The organism is Qipengyuania sp. L-5Y (genome assembly GCF_056859455.1).
Map to the genome: position 1 here is coordinate 388666 of NZ_JBSXOM010000032.1, position 14333 is coordinate 402998.

A 14333-nucleotide genomic window follows, 5' to 3' on the forward strand; every position below is an offset into this window, starting at 1 on the left:
CAGTCGCATCGCGGTTGCAAGCGCGAAGGCGCGGGCGATCGACCAGTGCCGCGATCTGCAATTAGGCTTTACTGGTTGGAAAGGTGGGAGCAAGGGCGGCCGCCATGCTTCGCTTTCGCGATCCGATTCGATTGATCCCGGTGCTTTTTCTCGGGTTCATCATCGTCGGCACCGCCATACTCAGCCTGCCCCTTGCGACCGCGGACGGAACGCGCGCGCCGCTGCTTACTGCCTTCTTTACCGCTACCTCTGCAGTTTCCGTTACCGGCCTCATCGTAGAGGACACGCCCGTGTACTGGTCCCTTTTCGGCCAGAGTGTGGTGATGATCCTGTTCCAGATCGGCGGCTTCGGCATCATGACAGCAGCGACCCTGTTCGGATTGATGGTCGGTCGCGGCTTCGGACTGCGCGATCGCATGGCGACACAGGTGGAACGCAACCGGCTCGAAACGGGCGACGCCGCATCCGTGCTCAAGCTGGTCTTCAAGATCACCATTTACGTCGAAGCCGCCGTCGCCCTGGTGCTGGCGGCCCGCTTCGCCATCACACACGGTATGTCCATTCCCGCCGCGATATGGCACGGGGTGTTCCATTCGGTCAGCGCCTTCAACAATGCCGGATTCTCCAGCTTTTCCGACAGCGTGATGAGCTACCAGACCGACCCCGTCATTCTGGGACCGATCATGCTTTCGGTCATTCTCACCGCGCTCGGTTTCCCGGTGATGCAGGACATCCGCCGGCACAAGCTGCGCTGGCGGCAGTGGTCGCTTCATACCAAGATCACCGTATCGGGCACCGTGGCGCTGCTGCTGTTCGGCCTGGTTGCGACGGCAGCCATGGAATGGGACAATCCGGACACGCTCGGGCCCATGACAACGGGCGCGAAAATGCTGAACGCGGCATTCCATTCGGTCATGCCCCGGACGGCAGGTTTCAACAGCCTCGACGTCGGATCGTTTCACGACGAAACGATCATGGCGAATTATTTCCTGATGTTCGTCGGCGGCGGCAGCGCCGGTACCGCGGGCGGTATCAAGGTCACCACCTTTCTCGTCCTGTTCGCCATCGTCCTGTCGGAAGTGCTGGGTCGCCGCGATGCGGGTCTGTTCCAGCGCCGCTTCGGTCGGGCGGTCGAACGTCAGGCCCTTTCGGTCACCGTTCTGGCCGCCGCCCTCGTCTTCGCCGTGACCACCTATATCGCATCGATCAGCCCCCTTCCCCTGGACGATATCCTGTTCGAATGCATATCGGCCTTTTCCACGGTAGGCCTGTCGACGGGCATCACCGCCGATCTGCCGCCCAGCGCACTGATCGCTCTGTGCGCGCTCATGTTTATCGGACGGGTGGGCACCATTACCGTGGCGACCGCACTGGCCCTGGGCGGCCGCGAGCGGCCCTATCGCTATCCCGAGGAGAACCCCATTGTCGGCTAAAACACGCAAACCCGTCCTGATCGTCGGTCTCGGCCGGTTCGGGGGCGCGATCGCCCGCACGCTCGAACGCATGGGCCATGAAGTTCTCGGCGCCGATACAGATCCGCGGCTGGTGCAGGAATTCGCCGGCGATCTGACCAAGGTGGTCGAAGCCGACTGCACCGAAGTGACCACGCTGGAACAGCTCGGCGTGTCCGATTTCGAAGCGGCTGTTGTGGCCATCGGCACGGATATCGAAGCCAGCGTGCTGGCTGTCCTCGCGCTGTCGGATCTGGGTCTGACCAACATCTGGGCGAAAGCCACCAACGACAAGCACGCCCGCATTCTCGAACGCACAGGGGCGACCCATGTCGTGTTTCCCGAACAGCGCATGGGCGAACGCGTCGCGCACCTGCTGAACGAACGCCTGCTGGACTTCATCTCCTTTGGCGAGGAATTCGCCATTGCACGGCTCAAGGCGCCCGAACCGATCGTGGGTCTGCCATTGATCACCAGCCAGTGCCGCAAGAAGTTCGATGTAACGGTCGTGGGCGTGAAGCGGGAAGGTGAGAATTTCATTCACGCCGTCCCCGACACGATCATTTTCGAAGACGACGAACTCGTCGTCTCGGGCCGCATCGCCGATATCGAAAAGTTCTCGGCAATCTAGAATTCGGCAACTGGCACGCAAAAGGGACGCCCAACTCGGTAGTGGACGCCCCTTCCGCTGCGACACCTTTGAGGGTCGGGTGGGTTTTTAGGCCGTCGCAGGACGCCAGCCGCGCAGCTCAGGCCAGACATTGGTGTACTGGCTGAGATCGATGCCCGGCTTGCGATCGGTAAAGCGGGTACCCAGCGACTGCAGGATCAGACGGGCCCTCTTGGCGCGGGCCTTGTGCGAGGCGAAAGGGTTGGCGCGGTCAGGCTTCGCATCGATCATGCGCTTCAGCAGGCGATCGCGCTCCGCCGGATTGCGCGGTGCTTCGCTCGGCAGTTCGACGGCCACGTCCTTGTTGCTTGTCGCGGGCGTGATCGGTGCGGGCGTGACCGGTTCTGCGCGCATCGCCGGGGCAGGCTCGCTGTTATAAGTCGTCCCCACTGTTTCGGTGTGCCGGCTCAGCGGCTCGGCAACCACCGGCTGCTCGATGACGGGGACTTCTTCGTTCCGCTTACGGCGACGCGAACGGAACAGCAGGAATGCTGCAAGGCCGACACCGCCGACGGCCAAGAGGGCAAACAGCAGCGCAGCCCCCGACCCATCGCTCACGGGGTCCTGCACGGGCGTAAGCTCGGCTGCGGGCGGCGCGCTTTCCGGCGCGGTCGCGGCGGCGAGCGGCTGCTGGCTGGCGGCCTCGGGCTCGCTATTCGCGAACGGCGCTGTTGTCGGCTCGGCCTGCTGGGTGGCGGCGACCGGCGCTGGTGCTGGCGCTTCGCGAGTAGCCGCACGGGTCGTCTGCGTCGTCGCAACCGGTTCTGCCTCGTTCACGACTGGCGGTTCTGCCACCGGCTCGGGCTCGGGAAGCTGAACGGTGATCGGCGCGGGTACCGGCGATGTCGTTGCGACCGGCGCGGTCGACGGTACGACCGGGGCGGTCGATGCGGCAGGCGCTTCATCGGGTATGTCGAGCACGATGGTCGGCGCTTCCTGGGCACCTGCTGTGGTGTGGAGCGCGGCCATCGCGGCAATCGCAATGGGGGCGCTGGCGATCAAGTGGCGTGTCTTCTTCATGACTATAAAACGGGCATCTTTTCGCCACAGTTCCGATGAACGACCGTTCAGAAAACTCTACCTCCCTGTTTTACATCGCATAATCGAATCCGTTTCACGGCTAAGCGCCGACCAATCACGACGAACCGAGCGCTCTTCGGCATAGTTCTGCCAGCTTCTGTTTACTTTTCGTTCCCTCCCTTTCATGGTCTTTCGGTGATCCAGCCCCTGCCTCTTCCCGCCCTTCACGCCAGCCACGCGGGCACCTGGCTACGCGATGCGAACGGCGGCACGCGTGGCTGTTCGAAAGGCGAAGCCGTGATGGCTGCCGCCGACACGCCGCAATTGCTGATGAATGCGCCATTGGTCGCCAGTCGGCTGGGTTACCCCGACCTTTCCGGCCTCGATCTGCTGGAACTGTTCGCCTTTATCCACCCGGCCAAGTTCTGCGTGCCGACCCCCAAAGGCCTCGCCCATGCGCTGTCACTGGATGAGCCGGTGGACGACGCATCGGTCCCGTTACTGCTCCAGCAGGCGGCAGGCGTGCTGATCGCCACGTGCGAAAGCGAAGACTGGGCCGAACGCGAAGGCGCATGGTCTTCGCTGCAGTCGCTCGCCCGACTGCGCTGGCCATGGGCCGGTGTTCTCTCGGCGCATATAAAAAGGCCGGAACGGGCGGAAAAATGGCTCTTCAGCCGCCTGCCCGAATGGGAAGAAGCGCCCGAGCGTCCCCAGCCCGCGCAAGTATTGATCGAAGAGCCTGAGATCGAGGCCCAGCTTGCCCGGCTGACCGGCGAAGGCGCCGAACAGCGCGAAGGCCAGCGGTCCTTCTCGCGCGGTGCGGGCCATGTCTTCGGGCCCCGGGACCGGCAAAAGCGCCCGCATGTGCTACTGGCGCAGGCCGGGACCGGCATCGGCAAGACGCTCGGCTATCTTGCCCCCGCGTCCCTGTGGGCGGAACGCTCCGGCGGGACGGTGTGGGTGTCGACCTATACCAAGAACCTCCAGCGGCAATTGCGGCGCGAAAGCAATCGCGCATGGCCGGCAGCGCGCCCGGACGGCTCACCGCCAGTCGTGGTGCGAAAGGGGCGGGAAAATTACCTTTGCCTGCTCAATCTGGAAGATGCGCTGCAAGGCGGGTTTGCCGGACGCCCCGCAATCCTGGCCCATCTCGTGGCCCGCTGGGCAGCCTATTCGCAGGATGGCGACATGATCGGCGGCGATCTTCCCGGCTGGCTCGGTACGCTCTTCCGCAAACGCGGGATCGCGGCTCTGACGGACCAGCGCGGCGAATGCGTCTACGCCGGCTGCCCGCACTATCGGAAATGCTTCATCGAACGCAGCGCCAGGAATGCGGCGCAGGCGGATCTCGTGATTGCCAACCATGCGCTGGTGATGGTCAACGCAGCACGGGGGCGCGATCCGGCCAGCCGTCCGACGCGGATCGTCTTCGACGAAGGGCATCATGTGTTCGATGCCGCCGACAGCACGTTCTCCGCTGCGCTTACCGGGCAGGAAGCGATCGAACTGCGCCGCTGGATCATCGGCCCGGAAAAGAACAGCCGCGGCCGTCGCCGTGGGCTTTCGGCGCGGCTCGCCGATGTCGCAAGCTATGACGATGCAGGCGGTGTGGCCGTCGAAGCCGCAGTCGACGCCGCCCAGGCGCTACCCTCCGAAGGCTGGCTGGGACGTTTGGCCGAAGCTGCCCCCCTCGGCCCGCTCGAGGAATTGCTCGCTGCCGTGCGCACGACCACATTCGCGCGCGACGAAAGCGGTCTGGAAGCGGGATACGGGATCGAAACCGAATGCGCGCAGCTGCCGGGCGAGCTTGTCGAGGCGGCCGGGACCGCCGCGCAGGCGCTTGCCGCGATACGCACTCCCCTGCTGAAACTCGCCGGTCGTCTGGAAGCCATCATGGAAGACGCGCCCGACTGGCTCGATGGCCAGGGCCGCGCCCGGATCGAGGGGGCCCGTCACTCGCTCGCCTGGCGGATCGACCTCATCGCAGCCTGGGAAGCCTTGCTGTCGCGGCTGGGCGGTCCGGCGGACCCCGAATTCGTCGACTGGCTACAGGTCGACCGCAACGATGCCCGCGAATTCGACGTCGGGCTATATCGCCACTGGCTCGATCCGATGAAGCCGTTCGCCCGGGTGGTGCTCGAACCGGCTCACGGGGTGATGCTGACCAGCGCCACCCTGACCGATCGCGACGAAACCGGGCCCGACTGGCCTCATGCCATTGCCAAGAGCGGCGCACCCCATCTCGAACTCGCCCCAAAGACAGCGCAGGCAGACAGCCCCTTCGATTATGCCAGCCGTGCCGAAGTCCTGATCGTCACCGATATCCGGAAAGGCGACATTCCGGCCCTCGCCGGCGCCTACGCGCGGCTGATCGAGGCATCTGATGGCGGCGTGCTGGGCCTGTTCACTGCCATCCGCCGGATGCGTGCGGTCTATGGCCGCATCGCTGACCGGCTCGCCCGCACAGGCCTGCCGCTCTATGCCCAGCATGTCGACCCGATCGATACAGGCACGCTGACCGACATATTCCGGGACGATCCGCGCGCCAGCCTGCTTGGCACCGATGCGCTGCGCGACGGGGTCGACGTGCCCGGCCGGTCGCTACGCTGCGTGGTGATGGAAAGTGTGCCCTGGCCGCGCCCCACCATTCTCCACCGCGCCCGCCGCGCTGCTGCCGCCGAGCAGGATGGCGGTGCGAAACGGTATGACGACCGGATCATTCGCGCACGCTTGGCACAGGCTTTCGGGCGCCTGATCCGCACGCGCGAGGACTCCGGCCATTTCGTGGTCCTCTCTCCCGCATTCCCGACACGGCTGCTGTCGGCCTTCCCCGAAGGCACACCCGTCACGAGGCTGACACTCGAAGAAGCTTTACAGCGCGTGGCCAACGGTGTTGTTAGCCCCGAGCATTCGCCAGCGGAGAAGCAGCCTCAGTGAAGACGCACGCATGAAAATTCTCGGCCTGCTGCGCCATGCCAAGTCCGATTGGGGCCAGAGCGACAAGCGCGATTTCGACCGCGGCCTCAACACCCGTGGCCGCAAGGGCGCGCAGGTCGTCGGCGATCATATCCGCGAACATGGGATCAAGTGGGACAAGCTCGTCGCCAGTCCGGCAGAGCGGGTGAAGCTCACCCTGTCCGAAGGCATCCCCGATCTCGAACCGCAATGGGACGAACGGCTCTACCTCGCAGGAACGGATACCATCATGGAAGTGATCCGCGAAGCAGGCGGCGATGCCGACACGCTGCTCGTGTCGGGCCACAATCCCGGCCTTGGCGACATGCTGTTCGAACTGGTGGCTCCGAAAAACGAAAACGCCCTGTACGATGAAGCCAAGGTAAAATTTCCCACCGCCGCTTTCGCCGTATTCGAACTCGACATCGAAGACTGGGCGGATCTGCGGGACGGCTGCGGGAAGCTGGTGCACTTCGCCCGCCCGCGCGACCTCGACGCCGATCTGGGACCGGAATACTGACCCGGCAGCGGCGTCGCCCGATCAGGCCGGCGTCGATATTTTCATGAGAACGAGCCCGCATACGATCAGGACGGCAGCCGTCACGCGGGCGAATGAAAACGCTTCGCCAAAATAGGCAATCCCGATGATGAAGGCCCCGAGCGCGCCGATCCCCGTCCAGATCGTATAGGCGGTTCCCAGCGGCAGCACCTTCATCGACCAGGCCAGCAGCCCAAAGCTCAGGATCATTCCAACGATCATGGTGACGGTGGGCCAGAAGCGCGTGAAGCCTTCGGACTGCTTCATCGCGGTTGCCCAGACAATTTCGAAAAGCCCTGCGAAAAACAAAGCGAGCCACGCCATAACAGCCTCCTGAAATCGCCGGGCCGTCCCGGTCTTGAATGTCAGAGGCGGGAACGTGGTCTCCGCGTGGATTTGATACCTTCGGTTGTGCCGGGAATCAATGCGGCTGACGGCTTTGCCGGCTTTACCGCAGAACCCGCGGCCCCGGTCCGCCCTCGGCAGCAACGTCGTCGGGGTTGTACAGCTTGCAGGTCTTCAGGCTCAGGCAACCGCATCCGATACAGCCATCGAGATTGTCGCGCAGCGACTGCAGCTGGGCGATCCTGCGGTCGAGGCTCTCACGAATGGCCTCGCTGATCTTCCACCAGTCGAAGCTCGACGGTGTCCGGCCCTGCGGTAGGCTACGCAGATGCTCGCCTATCTCTTCGAGCGACAGGCCGAGCTTCTGCACGATGAGAATGAAGCTCAGCCGCCGGATATCGCTGCGCAGGAAGCGCCGCTGGTTACCGCCGGTACGGTGCGACTGGAGAAGCCCTTTGTCTTCGTAAAAGCGTATCGCCGAGGGTGTGAGACCGGTCCGACGCGCAAGGTCGCCGATGGTGAGCAGATCGTTCGGATTCATCGATTTCTCTGATAGGCGAATTGAAGCTTGACCTCAAGTAAGCTTGAGGTTGCATAGGGTGTGCATCGAAACCGCAGGCATTTGTCCGAACCCTGCTCGGGCGCCTGCCAAAAAGGAGATGCACAATGCCCATCGGACGTCTTGAACACACGAATATATCGGTCACGGATCCCGACCGCAGCGCCGCGCTGCTCATCGATCTGCTCGGCTGGGAAGAACGCTGGCGCGGCGAGTCCAAGATGGGTGGACGCTCGATCCATGTGGGTGAGAAGCACGACTACATTGCCCTCTACACAGGCGATCACGTGACCGGCGACTTTGCGAAGGGCAATCCGCTCAATCACGTGGCGTTCACTGTCGACGATCTCGACGCGGCGGAGAAAGTCGTGACGTTCTACGGGCTCAAACCGTTCGGCCACGACGATTACGAACCGGGCCGGCGGTTCTACTTCTTCGATTGGGACGGGATCGAATTCGAGGTGGTCAGCTATGAATGAGCTGCTCCCCAGGGAGCCTATGTTCGCGCCACCTGAACCGCACCCGGTGCGCCGTGAAATCCAGCCATCGCGGCCAGAGGAACATCCTCGAACCGGCCGAGCCATCGGCGGGCCATTTTCGCCAGTGGCATCGGATTGAGATAGTGCCGCTTGCAGCGCCCGTCGCGCTCGGTAGCGACCAGTTCGGCCGCTTCGAGCACGGCGAGGTGCTTGGCCACCGCCTGCCGCGTCATCGGCAGATCTTCGGCCAGAGCAGAGAGCGTCAAGCCCCCCTTCTCGCTCAGCCGATCGAGCAGGAGCCGACGCGTTGGATCCGAAAGAGCGGCGAAGGTGTCGGTCATGCCAGCAAGGTTAAGAATGCCTTGCCGAGTCGCTCAATTCTCGCGCGGGAGTTGTCCACGGCAAGGATTCATCCGGGCAGGCCTTGTGTCTGCCGCAGCGCCTCGCCCAGAGCCATGCCCGCACTTGTGGCGAGATTGAGCGATCGGACCTCCGCCCGCATCGGCAATCGCACGCTCGCATCCACCACTGCGCGCACGGCATCGGTCACGCCTGCGCTTTCCTTGCCGAACAGCAGGACGTCGTCAGGGCGATAGGAAAAATCGTAAGAGGACTGGGTCGCGCGGGTTGTGAAGAGGACAATACGAGCACCCGCGCGCGCTTTCCGGAATGCGGAGAAGTCCGCGTGGCGAATAATCTCGACGTGATCGATGTAATCCATGGCGGCGCGGCGAACCCGCCTGTCGTCCCAGTGGAATCCAAGCGGTTCGATCAGGTCGATGCCTGCGCCCATGCATGCGCCGAGGCGCATGACGTTGCCGACATTGCCCGCAATCTCGGGTTCGAACAGGGCAATGCGCATGGGCGTTACAGGAGCCGCTGCATGGCCGTTGGCTCTCCGGCCCATGGCTGATCGGTCCGGTCGATAATCAGATCGCCCGACCACGGCTCGCACAAGGCGCGCGCATCCGCGGGCGAACCGTCGATCCACACGGGCCACTCTTCCTCTCGCAGCAGCACGGGCATTCGCGTGTGAAGGTCGGCAGCTGCGGCCGCCGCATCGGTCATGACCATGGAATAGCAACGCCCCCATTCGTCGCTGTCGCGCCATACGCCCGCTACGGCGAAAAGGTCCGCGTCCGGACGCGACAGCCAGGTGCGGGTCTTGCCCCCTTTTGGGCCTTCGGCTTCGGCCCAGGCGGTAACGGGGATAAGGCAGCGCCGCTCTTCGAAGCTGTAGCGCCAGAAGAAACTGTCGAGCTTGTCGGTGCGCGTGTTGTTGACCGGCCTGGGCTTCAATGGCTGACCATTCTTGCCCTTTAGGATGAGAGGAAACCCCCAGGTCATCTGGCTGAGCGTGCCTTCGGCCACCACGGCACCGGGATAGCCGGGAAATACCTCTTCGCCGAAATTTGCGCCGCTCAGATCGTTTACCGCCCTGAACAATCTGGCGACCTCGTCCCTGCCCTTGGTCATGCGGTAGAGATTGCACATCAGGCATTGCCTACGACGAAGCACGCGGCAGCGACGAGCGCGCCGGTCCACCGATTGGCGCGGAAGCGATCCAGCGGATTGCCCGGCGCCTCTCCGTCGAGCGTTGCAACCTGCCAGAGGAGATGTCCCGCTGCTGGCAGGAGCGCCAGCAGGGCAACCCAGTCTGCCCGGTAGAGCCAGAAGGCCAGCGCCCAAAGCGCCACGGCCGCAGCGTAGCAGAATGCTACCCCGCCGCGCACTTTGGTACCCATACGCAAGGCGGAAGACCGAATGCCGACAAGCGCATCGTCTTCGCGATCCTGCATGGCATAGATCGTGTCATATCCGATGACCCACAGCGCCGCGCCGGCGTACATGGCGGCCAGCGCGTCGAGATTGTCGGCGCGCAACTGTGTCCAGCCGACCAGCAGTCCCCAGGTGAACACCATCCCCAGCCAGGCCTGCGGCCACCATGTGATGCGCTTCATGAACGGATATGCCGCCACCAGCAGGACACTGGCAAGTGCCACGCCCTGCGCGATCGGGCGCAGTTGCAGCAGCACCAGCAGTCCGACAGCGCCCAGAGCGCACAGCCAGCCCCATGCCAGTTTCTTCGAAATGCGCCCGCTCGCCACGGGCCGGGCAGCGGTGCGGGCCACCTTGCGATCCAGATCCGCATCGACGATGTCGTTGTATACGCAGCCTGCGCCGCGCATGGCGATGCTCCCGAGAAGGAGCCAGGCGACGAGTTCCAATTGCCAACCCGCCCCCGTCAGCCACACGCCCCAGGCGCAGGGCCAGAAGAGCAGCCACCAGCCGATCGGCCGATCGAAACGCGCCAATTGCGCAAGATCGCGCGGCACTTGCGGCAGTCTCGCGACAATGCCGCGATGTTCGCTGTCGGGTACGACATCTATGTTGGCGGTTTCGCTCATCGCTTGCTCCCTAACCGCAGGCGTGCCACCTGCAAAGCCATGCCCGCAACACCAGAATGGCCGCCCAAATCCGCTCCTCGCCTTTTCGTCGAACAGGAACTGTCGTCGAAACAGCCTGTGCAGGTCGAAGGCAATCAGGCGCACTACCTTGCAAAGGTCATGCGCGTTTCGTCAGGCGACGCCGTGATTTTATGCGACGATATCAGCGGTGAATGGGCGGCAGAAGTGGTTGAGACCGGCAAACGGCATGTCCTGCTTCAACCCACCGACCATCTGCGCCCGCGCGAGCCGGTGCCGGATTTCTGGCTTTGCGCGGCTCTGCTGAAGAAAGACCGGTTCGACATCGTGCTCGAAAAGGCGACCGAGCTGGGGGTCGCCCGCATTGCGCCGATCGTCACGCGACGGTGCGTGGCGGACAAGCTGAATCCCGAGCGTGCCGATACGATCGTCACAGAAGCGGCCGAACAATGCGCCCGTACGGCGCTGCCCGAAATCGCTCCCGTCACGAAGCTGGAGGCGCTGCTGCGTGACTGGCCGCAGGAACGGCACCTGTACTTCGCCGACGAGGAAGGCGGCGAAGCGGCTGCCGATGCCTTTTGCTACGCCGAAGGCCCCGCTGCCTTGCTGGTCGGTCCGGAAGGCGGCTTCGACGATGCGGAACGCGCTGCCATCCGTGCGCATCCAGCGTCTGTGGCGATCAGCCTGGGCCCGCGCATCCTGCGCGGCGAGACGGCAGCCATTGCGGGAATATCGGTCTGGATGGCCGAGGCAGGTGACTGGCTCGGCGAAGAATAATTTCCTTTCCACGCAAGGTTCGGTTTCCTATCGCAACCAGCATGAGCACGCGCGACACCTCCAGCAGTGAAGATCCCATCATCGAATCGCGCGACCAGCTCGTTGCGCCGATGGCCGGTGGGGAGAAACCGAAAGACGCCTGGCGGATCGGTACGGAGCATGAAAAGCTCGTCTACTGTCGCAAGACGTTCAAGGCGCCGTCATATGACGAGCCCGGAGGTATTCGGGATATCCTGCTGAGTTTGCGGGAGTTCGGGTGGGAGCCCGTCGAAGAAGGCGGCAAGGTCATCGCCATGCGCGGCGACGACGGGACCGTAAGCCTCGAACCGGCAGGTCAGCTCGAACTGTCCGGCGCTCCGCTCGAAAACCTTCACGAAACTTGTGCTGAAACTGGGCGCCATCTCGATCAGGTCAAACAAGTCGGCGAACGGTTCGGTGTCGGCTTCCTCGGCCTCGGCATGTGGCCCGACAAGACGCGCGAAGATCTGCCGATCATGCCCAAGGGCCGCTACGACATCATGCTTCGGCACATGCCGCGCGTCGGCAGCCTCGGCCTCGACATGATGCTGCGTACCTGCACCATCCAGGTAAACCTCGATTATTCGAGCGAGGCGGACATGGCGCACAAGTTTCGCACCAGCCTGGCCCTCCAGCCGCTTGCCACAGCACTGTTTGCCAATTCGCCCTTCACCGAAGGCAAGCCCAACGGGTACCTGTCCTATCGCAGCCATATCTGGAGCGATACCGATCCGCATCGTACCGGCATGCTGCCCTTCGTGTTCGAAGACGGCTTCGGTTACGAACGCTGGGTAGATTACATGCTCGACGTGCCGATGTATTTCGTCTTCCGTGATGGGAAATACATCGATGCCGCCGGCCTCAGTTTCCGCGATTTCCTCGACGGCAAGCTGTCGGTTCTGCCGGGCGAAAAGCCGACGCAGAGCGACTGGTGGGATCACCTCTCGACCGCATTTCCCGAAGTCCGCCTCAAGAGCTTCCTGGAAATGCGCGGCGCCGATGGCGGCCCGTGGAGCCGGATCTGTGCCCTCCCCGCATTCTGGGTGGGCCTGCTCTATGAACAGAGCTCGCTCGATGCGGCATGGGATCTCGTCAAGGACTGGACCGTGGAAGAACGGGAAGACCTGCGCAATGCCGTGCCCAAACTGGCGCTCGACGCGCCGATCCCGGGCGGTGGCACATTGCGCGACCTTGCAAAGCAGGTGCTTCCCATTGCCCTATCCGGTCTTGCCAAGCGGGCGCGCCTCAACTCGTCCGGCGATAATGAAACGGGCTTCCTGGAAACGCTGGACGAAATCGTGGCCAGCGGCAGAGTGCCGGCTCAGGTCCTGCTGAACCGCTATCATGGTGAATGGGGCGAAGACATCAGCCGCGTTTACAAATACAGCTTCTGACAAGCCTGGGAGAACGGCAATGATCCAGATCAACGGAATGATTAAGCTGGGTCGTCCGCTCGACGCCGCAACGCGCAAGGCACTGGTCGAAATGGTGCGCGCCAGCCGCGCAGAGGACGGGTGCATCGATTACAGCTTCGCCAGCGATCTTGCAGACCCCGATACGCTGGTCCTTTTCGAACGGTGGCGCGATCAGCAGGCGCTGGATGCGCATGGCAAATCTGCCCATATGGAACAGTTCCGTCAGGTGATGGCAGCCAACCCGCCGGAAAAGCGCGATCTGCGTATGTACCAGACCGACGACGGCCAGCCGCTCGGATAATTATCGGGCCGCTTCCACCGAAATCGCGGGGCGCGGCCTGAAGCGGTTCCACAATTTGGTCAGCGGCGCGGTTATCAGGCCGTTATGCGCCATCCACGCGTAATATTCCCGATACTTCGGATCTTCGGCCAGGAGATGCGCCTCCTCCGTCTTGGCGCGCCAGAAGTAGATTCCGTTCACGACCAGCAGAAAGAAACTGTTGCGTATCGCCTCAACCGGCGAACCGGTGGTGACGAGAAACGGCAGGACGGAACACCACCAGAAGAGGTTCTTCGACAGATAGGCAGGATGGCGCGTGAAGCGATAGGGGCCGTTCGTCAGCACGCCGCGATAGGTGAGATTGGAAAACCGAAGCCCGAAAGCAAAGGTGGCCCAGGCATAAATGCCCGTCAGCAGGACCAGCACCCCGCCCCACACGGCGATCAGTGTATCGTGGCCTGCAAGCCAGTGGAGCCAACCTGCCGCGTTCTGTTCGTAATTGATCGCCCTGCCGTCACCCAGAATTCCCCACACCAGGGGTGGGTAGCAGATCAGTGCGGCGACCCATCCTGCTAGCAGGGGATTGCCTGACCGGATATGTGCATCGAGCGGTCGCATCGTGACGATGTAGCCAACCGTGCCGATCATCACATCGATCATGAACATCGCTTCGATAGCCGTCAGCACCATCCGTTCCGGCCGCGCCATGACTTCCGCGATGTCCGTCGTCACGACCGTGCGGAAAGCGAACGGAATGATCGAAATCATGAAGGCGGTAAAGAAGGCCTTGATAATCCACGCGCGCCAGTGCCTCTTGATTTCTTCCACGTTCCAGCCGGGCCGCATCAGCAAAAGGGCGCCGAAATGCCAAGTGTGATCGCGTTGCTTTACGAGCGCGCGGTCAATCCAGAAGATGTACGGCAGAGACAGCACCACAAGCGGAAGGGCGGCGTAAGCAAGCACTTGTATAGAAAAGACATACTGACCGTCCCAATACCACCGGCACAGACAATACAGACAGGCGATGATGGCCCATGTCGCCCATAACCCGGCCAGTTTGACCAGCGTTACACCGCGATCCGGCTTTCGGCTGCGTACCAGCGACCAGTCGAGCCCGGTCGAAGGGCGTCGATGAACCTTGTCGATCAGAACGGACCACGCCGCCATGGGCAGCGCGGCCGCCAGCAAGCCGACCAATGCGGAATTGGGGCCGCCCAATGTCTCGCGAGGGACGGCCAGATCGAAAGCCTCGGCGATGTCCGGAAAGGATCGGGCGAATACGACCCAGGCAAGCAGCCCTGCAAGCCCCACCAACCCCACGGCCGAGGAGACGTCGCTCTTCGGCCGGGTGGGTGGTGCTGGCGCTATCGCAGTCATGACCCTCGCTCGTTAGCCTTCAT

General features: G+C 63.2%; 16 protein-coding genes. 8 read left to right on the plus strand and 8 right to left on the minus strand.

Going from position 1 to position 14333, the window contains the following annotated elements:
• Positions 1-104: 104 nt before the first annotated feature.
• Positions 105-1433: a TrkH family potassium uptake protein gene (locus tag AC13F2_RS15530; RefSeq protein ID WP_301641414.1), complete on the plus strand. Its 1329-nt coding sequence runs from the start codon at positions 105-107 to the stop codon at positions 1431-1433.
• Positions 1423-2082 (plus strand): potassium channel family protein, encoded by a 660-nt coding sequence (locus AC13F2_RS15535; RefSeq protein ID WP_234003214.1) that lies wholly within the window; start codon positions 1423-1425, stop codon positions 2080-2082. Before AC13F2_RS15530 ends, AC13F2_RS15535 begins: the two co-directional genes overlap by 11 nt.
• 87 nt (positions 2083-2169) lie before the next feature.
• Here the strand turns inward: AC13F2_RS15535 and AC13F2_RS15540 are convergent, their stop codons facing one another.
• A complete protein-coding gene (locus AC13F2_RS15540; protein ID WP_482964913.1) occupies positions 2170-3141 on the minus strand; it encodes a hypothetical protein in 972 nt (323 codons plus the stop codon).
• A 198-nt stretch (positions 3142-3339) separates the two neighbouring features.
• Between AC13F2_RS15540 and AC13F2_RS15545 the strand changes: the two genes are divergently transcribed.
• Positions 3340-6078, plus strand: a complete 2739-nt coding sequence (locus AC13F2_RS15545) for an ATP-dependent DNA helicase (protein ID WP_482964918.1) — start codon at positions 3340-3342, stop codon at positions 6076-6078.
• 10 nt (positions 6079-6088) lie between these two features.
• A complete protein-coding gene (locus AC13F2_RS15550) occupies positions 6089-6616 on the plus strand; it encodes a SixA phosphatase family protein (RefSeq protein ID WP_196845833.1) in 528 nt (175 codons plus the stop codon).
• A 21-nt stretch (positions 6617-6637) separates the two neighbouring features.
• Here AC13F2_RS15550 and AC13F2_RS15555 read toward each other — a convergent pair whose 3' ends face one another.
• Complete coding sequence (locus tag AC13F2_RS15555; RefSeq protein ID WP_103024385.1) at positions 6638-6958, minus strand: DMT family transporter; 321 nt, start codon at positions 6956-6958, stop codon at positions 6638-6640.
• Between the two features lie 124 nt (positions 6959-7082).
• Complete coding sequence (gene soxR, locus AC13F2_RS15560; RefSeq protein ID WP_103024384.1) at positions 7083-7520, minus strand: redox-sensitive transcriptional activator SoxR; 438 nt, start codon at positions 7518-7520, stop codon at positions 7083-7085.
• A gap of 125 nt (positions 7521-7645) precedes the next feature.
• Here soxR and AC13F2_RS15565 point away from each other — a divergent pair, with 125 nt between their 5' ends.
• Positions 7646-8017, plus strand: coding sequence for a VOC family protein (locus AC13F2_RS15565; protein ID WP_221598547.1), 372 nt, complete (start codon positions 7646-7648; stop codon positions 8015-8017).
• Between the two features lie 17 nt (positions 8018-8034).
• On the opposite strand, the gene AC13F2_RS15570 is transcribed toward AC13F2_RS15565, so the two are convergent.
• The 4 genes from AC13F2_RS15570 to ubiA all read right to left on the minus strand — a co-directional run bounded on the left by AC13F2_RS15570 (position 8035) and on the right by ubiA (position 10425).
• Positions 8035-8358: an ArsR/SmtB family transcription factor gene (locus tag AC13F2_RS15570; RefSeq protein WP_103024382.1), complete on the minus strand. Its 324-nt coding sequence runs from the start codon at positions 8356-8358 to the stop codon at positions 8035-8037.
• Positions 8359-8426: 68 nt separating this feature from the next.
• Entirely contained in the window at positions 8427-8879 is a 453-nt protein-coding gene (locus AC13F2_RS15575; RefSeq protein WP_222829001.1) for a tRNA (cytidine(34)-2'-O)-methyltransferase, read from the minus strand.
• A 5-nt stretch (positions 8880-8884) separates the two neighbouring features.
• On the minus strand, positions 8885-9511 hold the full coding sequence (locus tag AC13F2_RS15580) for an SOS response-associated peptidase (protein ID WP_482964912.1): 627 nt from the start codon (positions 9509-9511) through the stop codon (positions 8885-8887).
• Complete coding sequence (gene ubiA / locus AC13F2_RS15585) at positions 9511-10425, minus strand: 4-hydroxybenzoate octaprenyltransferase (protein ID WP_482964911.1); 915 nt, start codon at positions 10423-10425, stop codon at positions 9511-9513. Before ubiA ends, AC13F2_RS15580 begins: the two co-directional genes overlap by 1 nt.
• A 39-nt stretch (positions 10426-10464) precedes the next feature.
• On the opposite strand from ubiA, the gene AC13F2_RS15590 reads away from it, so the two are divergent.
• The 3 genes from AC13F2_RS15590 to AC13F2_RS15600 are packed head-to-tail and all read left to right on the plus strand — an operon-like array spanning position 10465 to position 12954.
• Positions 10465-11220 carry a 16S rRNA (uracil(1498)-N(3))-methyltransferase gene (locus AC13F2_RS15590; protein ID WP_482964910.1) on the plus strand — a complete coding sequence of 252 codons (756 nt, stop codon included), beginning with the start codon at positions 10465-10467 and terminating at the stop codon, positions 11218-11220.
• Between the two features lie 41 nt (positions 11221-11261).
• Positions 11262-12632 (plus strand): glutamate--cysteine ligase, encoded by a 1371-nt coding sequence (locus AC13F2_RS15595; RefSeq protein ID WP_482964909.1) that lies wholly within the window; start codon positions 11262-11264, stop codon positions 12630-12632.
• Between the two features lie 19 nt (positions 12633-12651).
• A complete protein-coding gene (locus tag AC13F2_RS15600; protein ID WP_103024376.1) occupies positions 12652-12954 on the plus strand; it encodes a putative quinol monooxygenase in 303 nt (100 codons plus the stop codon).
• On the opposite strand, the gene AC13F2_RS15605 is transcribed toward AC13F2_RS15600, so the two are convergent.
• On the minus strand, positions 12955-14310 hold the full coding sequence (locus tag AC13F2_RS15605) for a methyltransferase family protein (RefSeq protein WP_482964908.1): 1356 nt from the start codon (positions 14308-14310) through the stop codon (positions 12955-12957).
• Between the last annotated feature and the right edge of the window lie 23 nt (positions 14311-14333).

Coding starts and splice junctions, on each gene's coding strand:
- AC13F2_RS15530 (WP_301641414.1), top strand. CDS start 105: ATGCTTCGCTTTCGCGATCCGATTCGATTGATCCCGGTGCTTTTTCTC.
- AC13F2_RS15540 (WP_482964913.1), bottom strand. CDS start 3,141: ATGAAGAAGACACGCCACTTGATCGCCAGCGCCCCCATTGCGATTGCC.
- AC13F2_RS15550 (WP_196845833.1), top strand. CDS start 6,089: ATGAAAATTCTCGGCCTGCTGCGCCATGCCAAGTCCGATTGGGGCCAG.
- AC13F2_RS15555 (WP_103024385.1), bottom strand. CDS start 6,958: ATGGCGTGGCTCGCTTTGTTTTTCGCAGGGCTTTTCGAAATTGTCTGG.
- soxR (WP_103024384.1), bottom strand. CDS start 7,520: ATGAATCCGAACGATCTGCTCACCATCGGCGACCTTGCGCGTCGGACC.
- AC13F2_RS15565 (WP_221598547.1), top strand. CDS start 7,646: ATGCCCATCGGACGTCTTGAACACACGAATATATCGGTCACGGATCCC.
- AC13F2_RS15570 (WP_103024382.1), bottom strand. CDS start 8,358: ATGACCGACACCTTCGCCGCTCTTTCGGATCCAACGCGTCGGCTCCTG.
- AC13F2_RS15575 (WP_222829001.1), bottom strand. CDS start 8,879: ATGCGCATTGCCCTGTTCGAACCCGAGATTGCGGGCAATGTCGGCAAC.
- AC13F2_RS15580 (WP_482964912.1), bottom strand. CDS start 9,511: ATGTGCAATCTCTACCGCATGACCAAGGGCAGGGACGAGGTCGCCAGA.
- ubiA (WP_482964911.1), bottom strand. CDS start 10,425: ATGAGCGAAACCGCCAACATAGATGTCGTACCCGACAGCGAACATCGC.
- AC13F2_RS15590 (WP_482964910.1), top strand. CDS start 10,465: ATGCCCGCAACACCAGAATGGCCGCCCAAATCCGCTCCTCGCCTTTTC.
- AC13F2_RS15595 (WP_482964909.1), top strand. CDS start 11,262: ATGAGCACGCGCGACACCTCCAGCAGTGAAGATCCCATCATCGAATCG.
- AC13F2_RS15600 (WP_103024376.1), top strand. CDS start 12,652: ATGATCCAGATCAACGGAATGATTAAGCTGGGTCGTCCGCTCGACGCC.
- AC13F2_RS15605 (WP_482964908.1), bottom strand. CDS start 14,310: ATGACTGCGATAGCGCCAGCACCACCCACCCGGCCGAAGAGCGACGTC.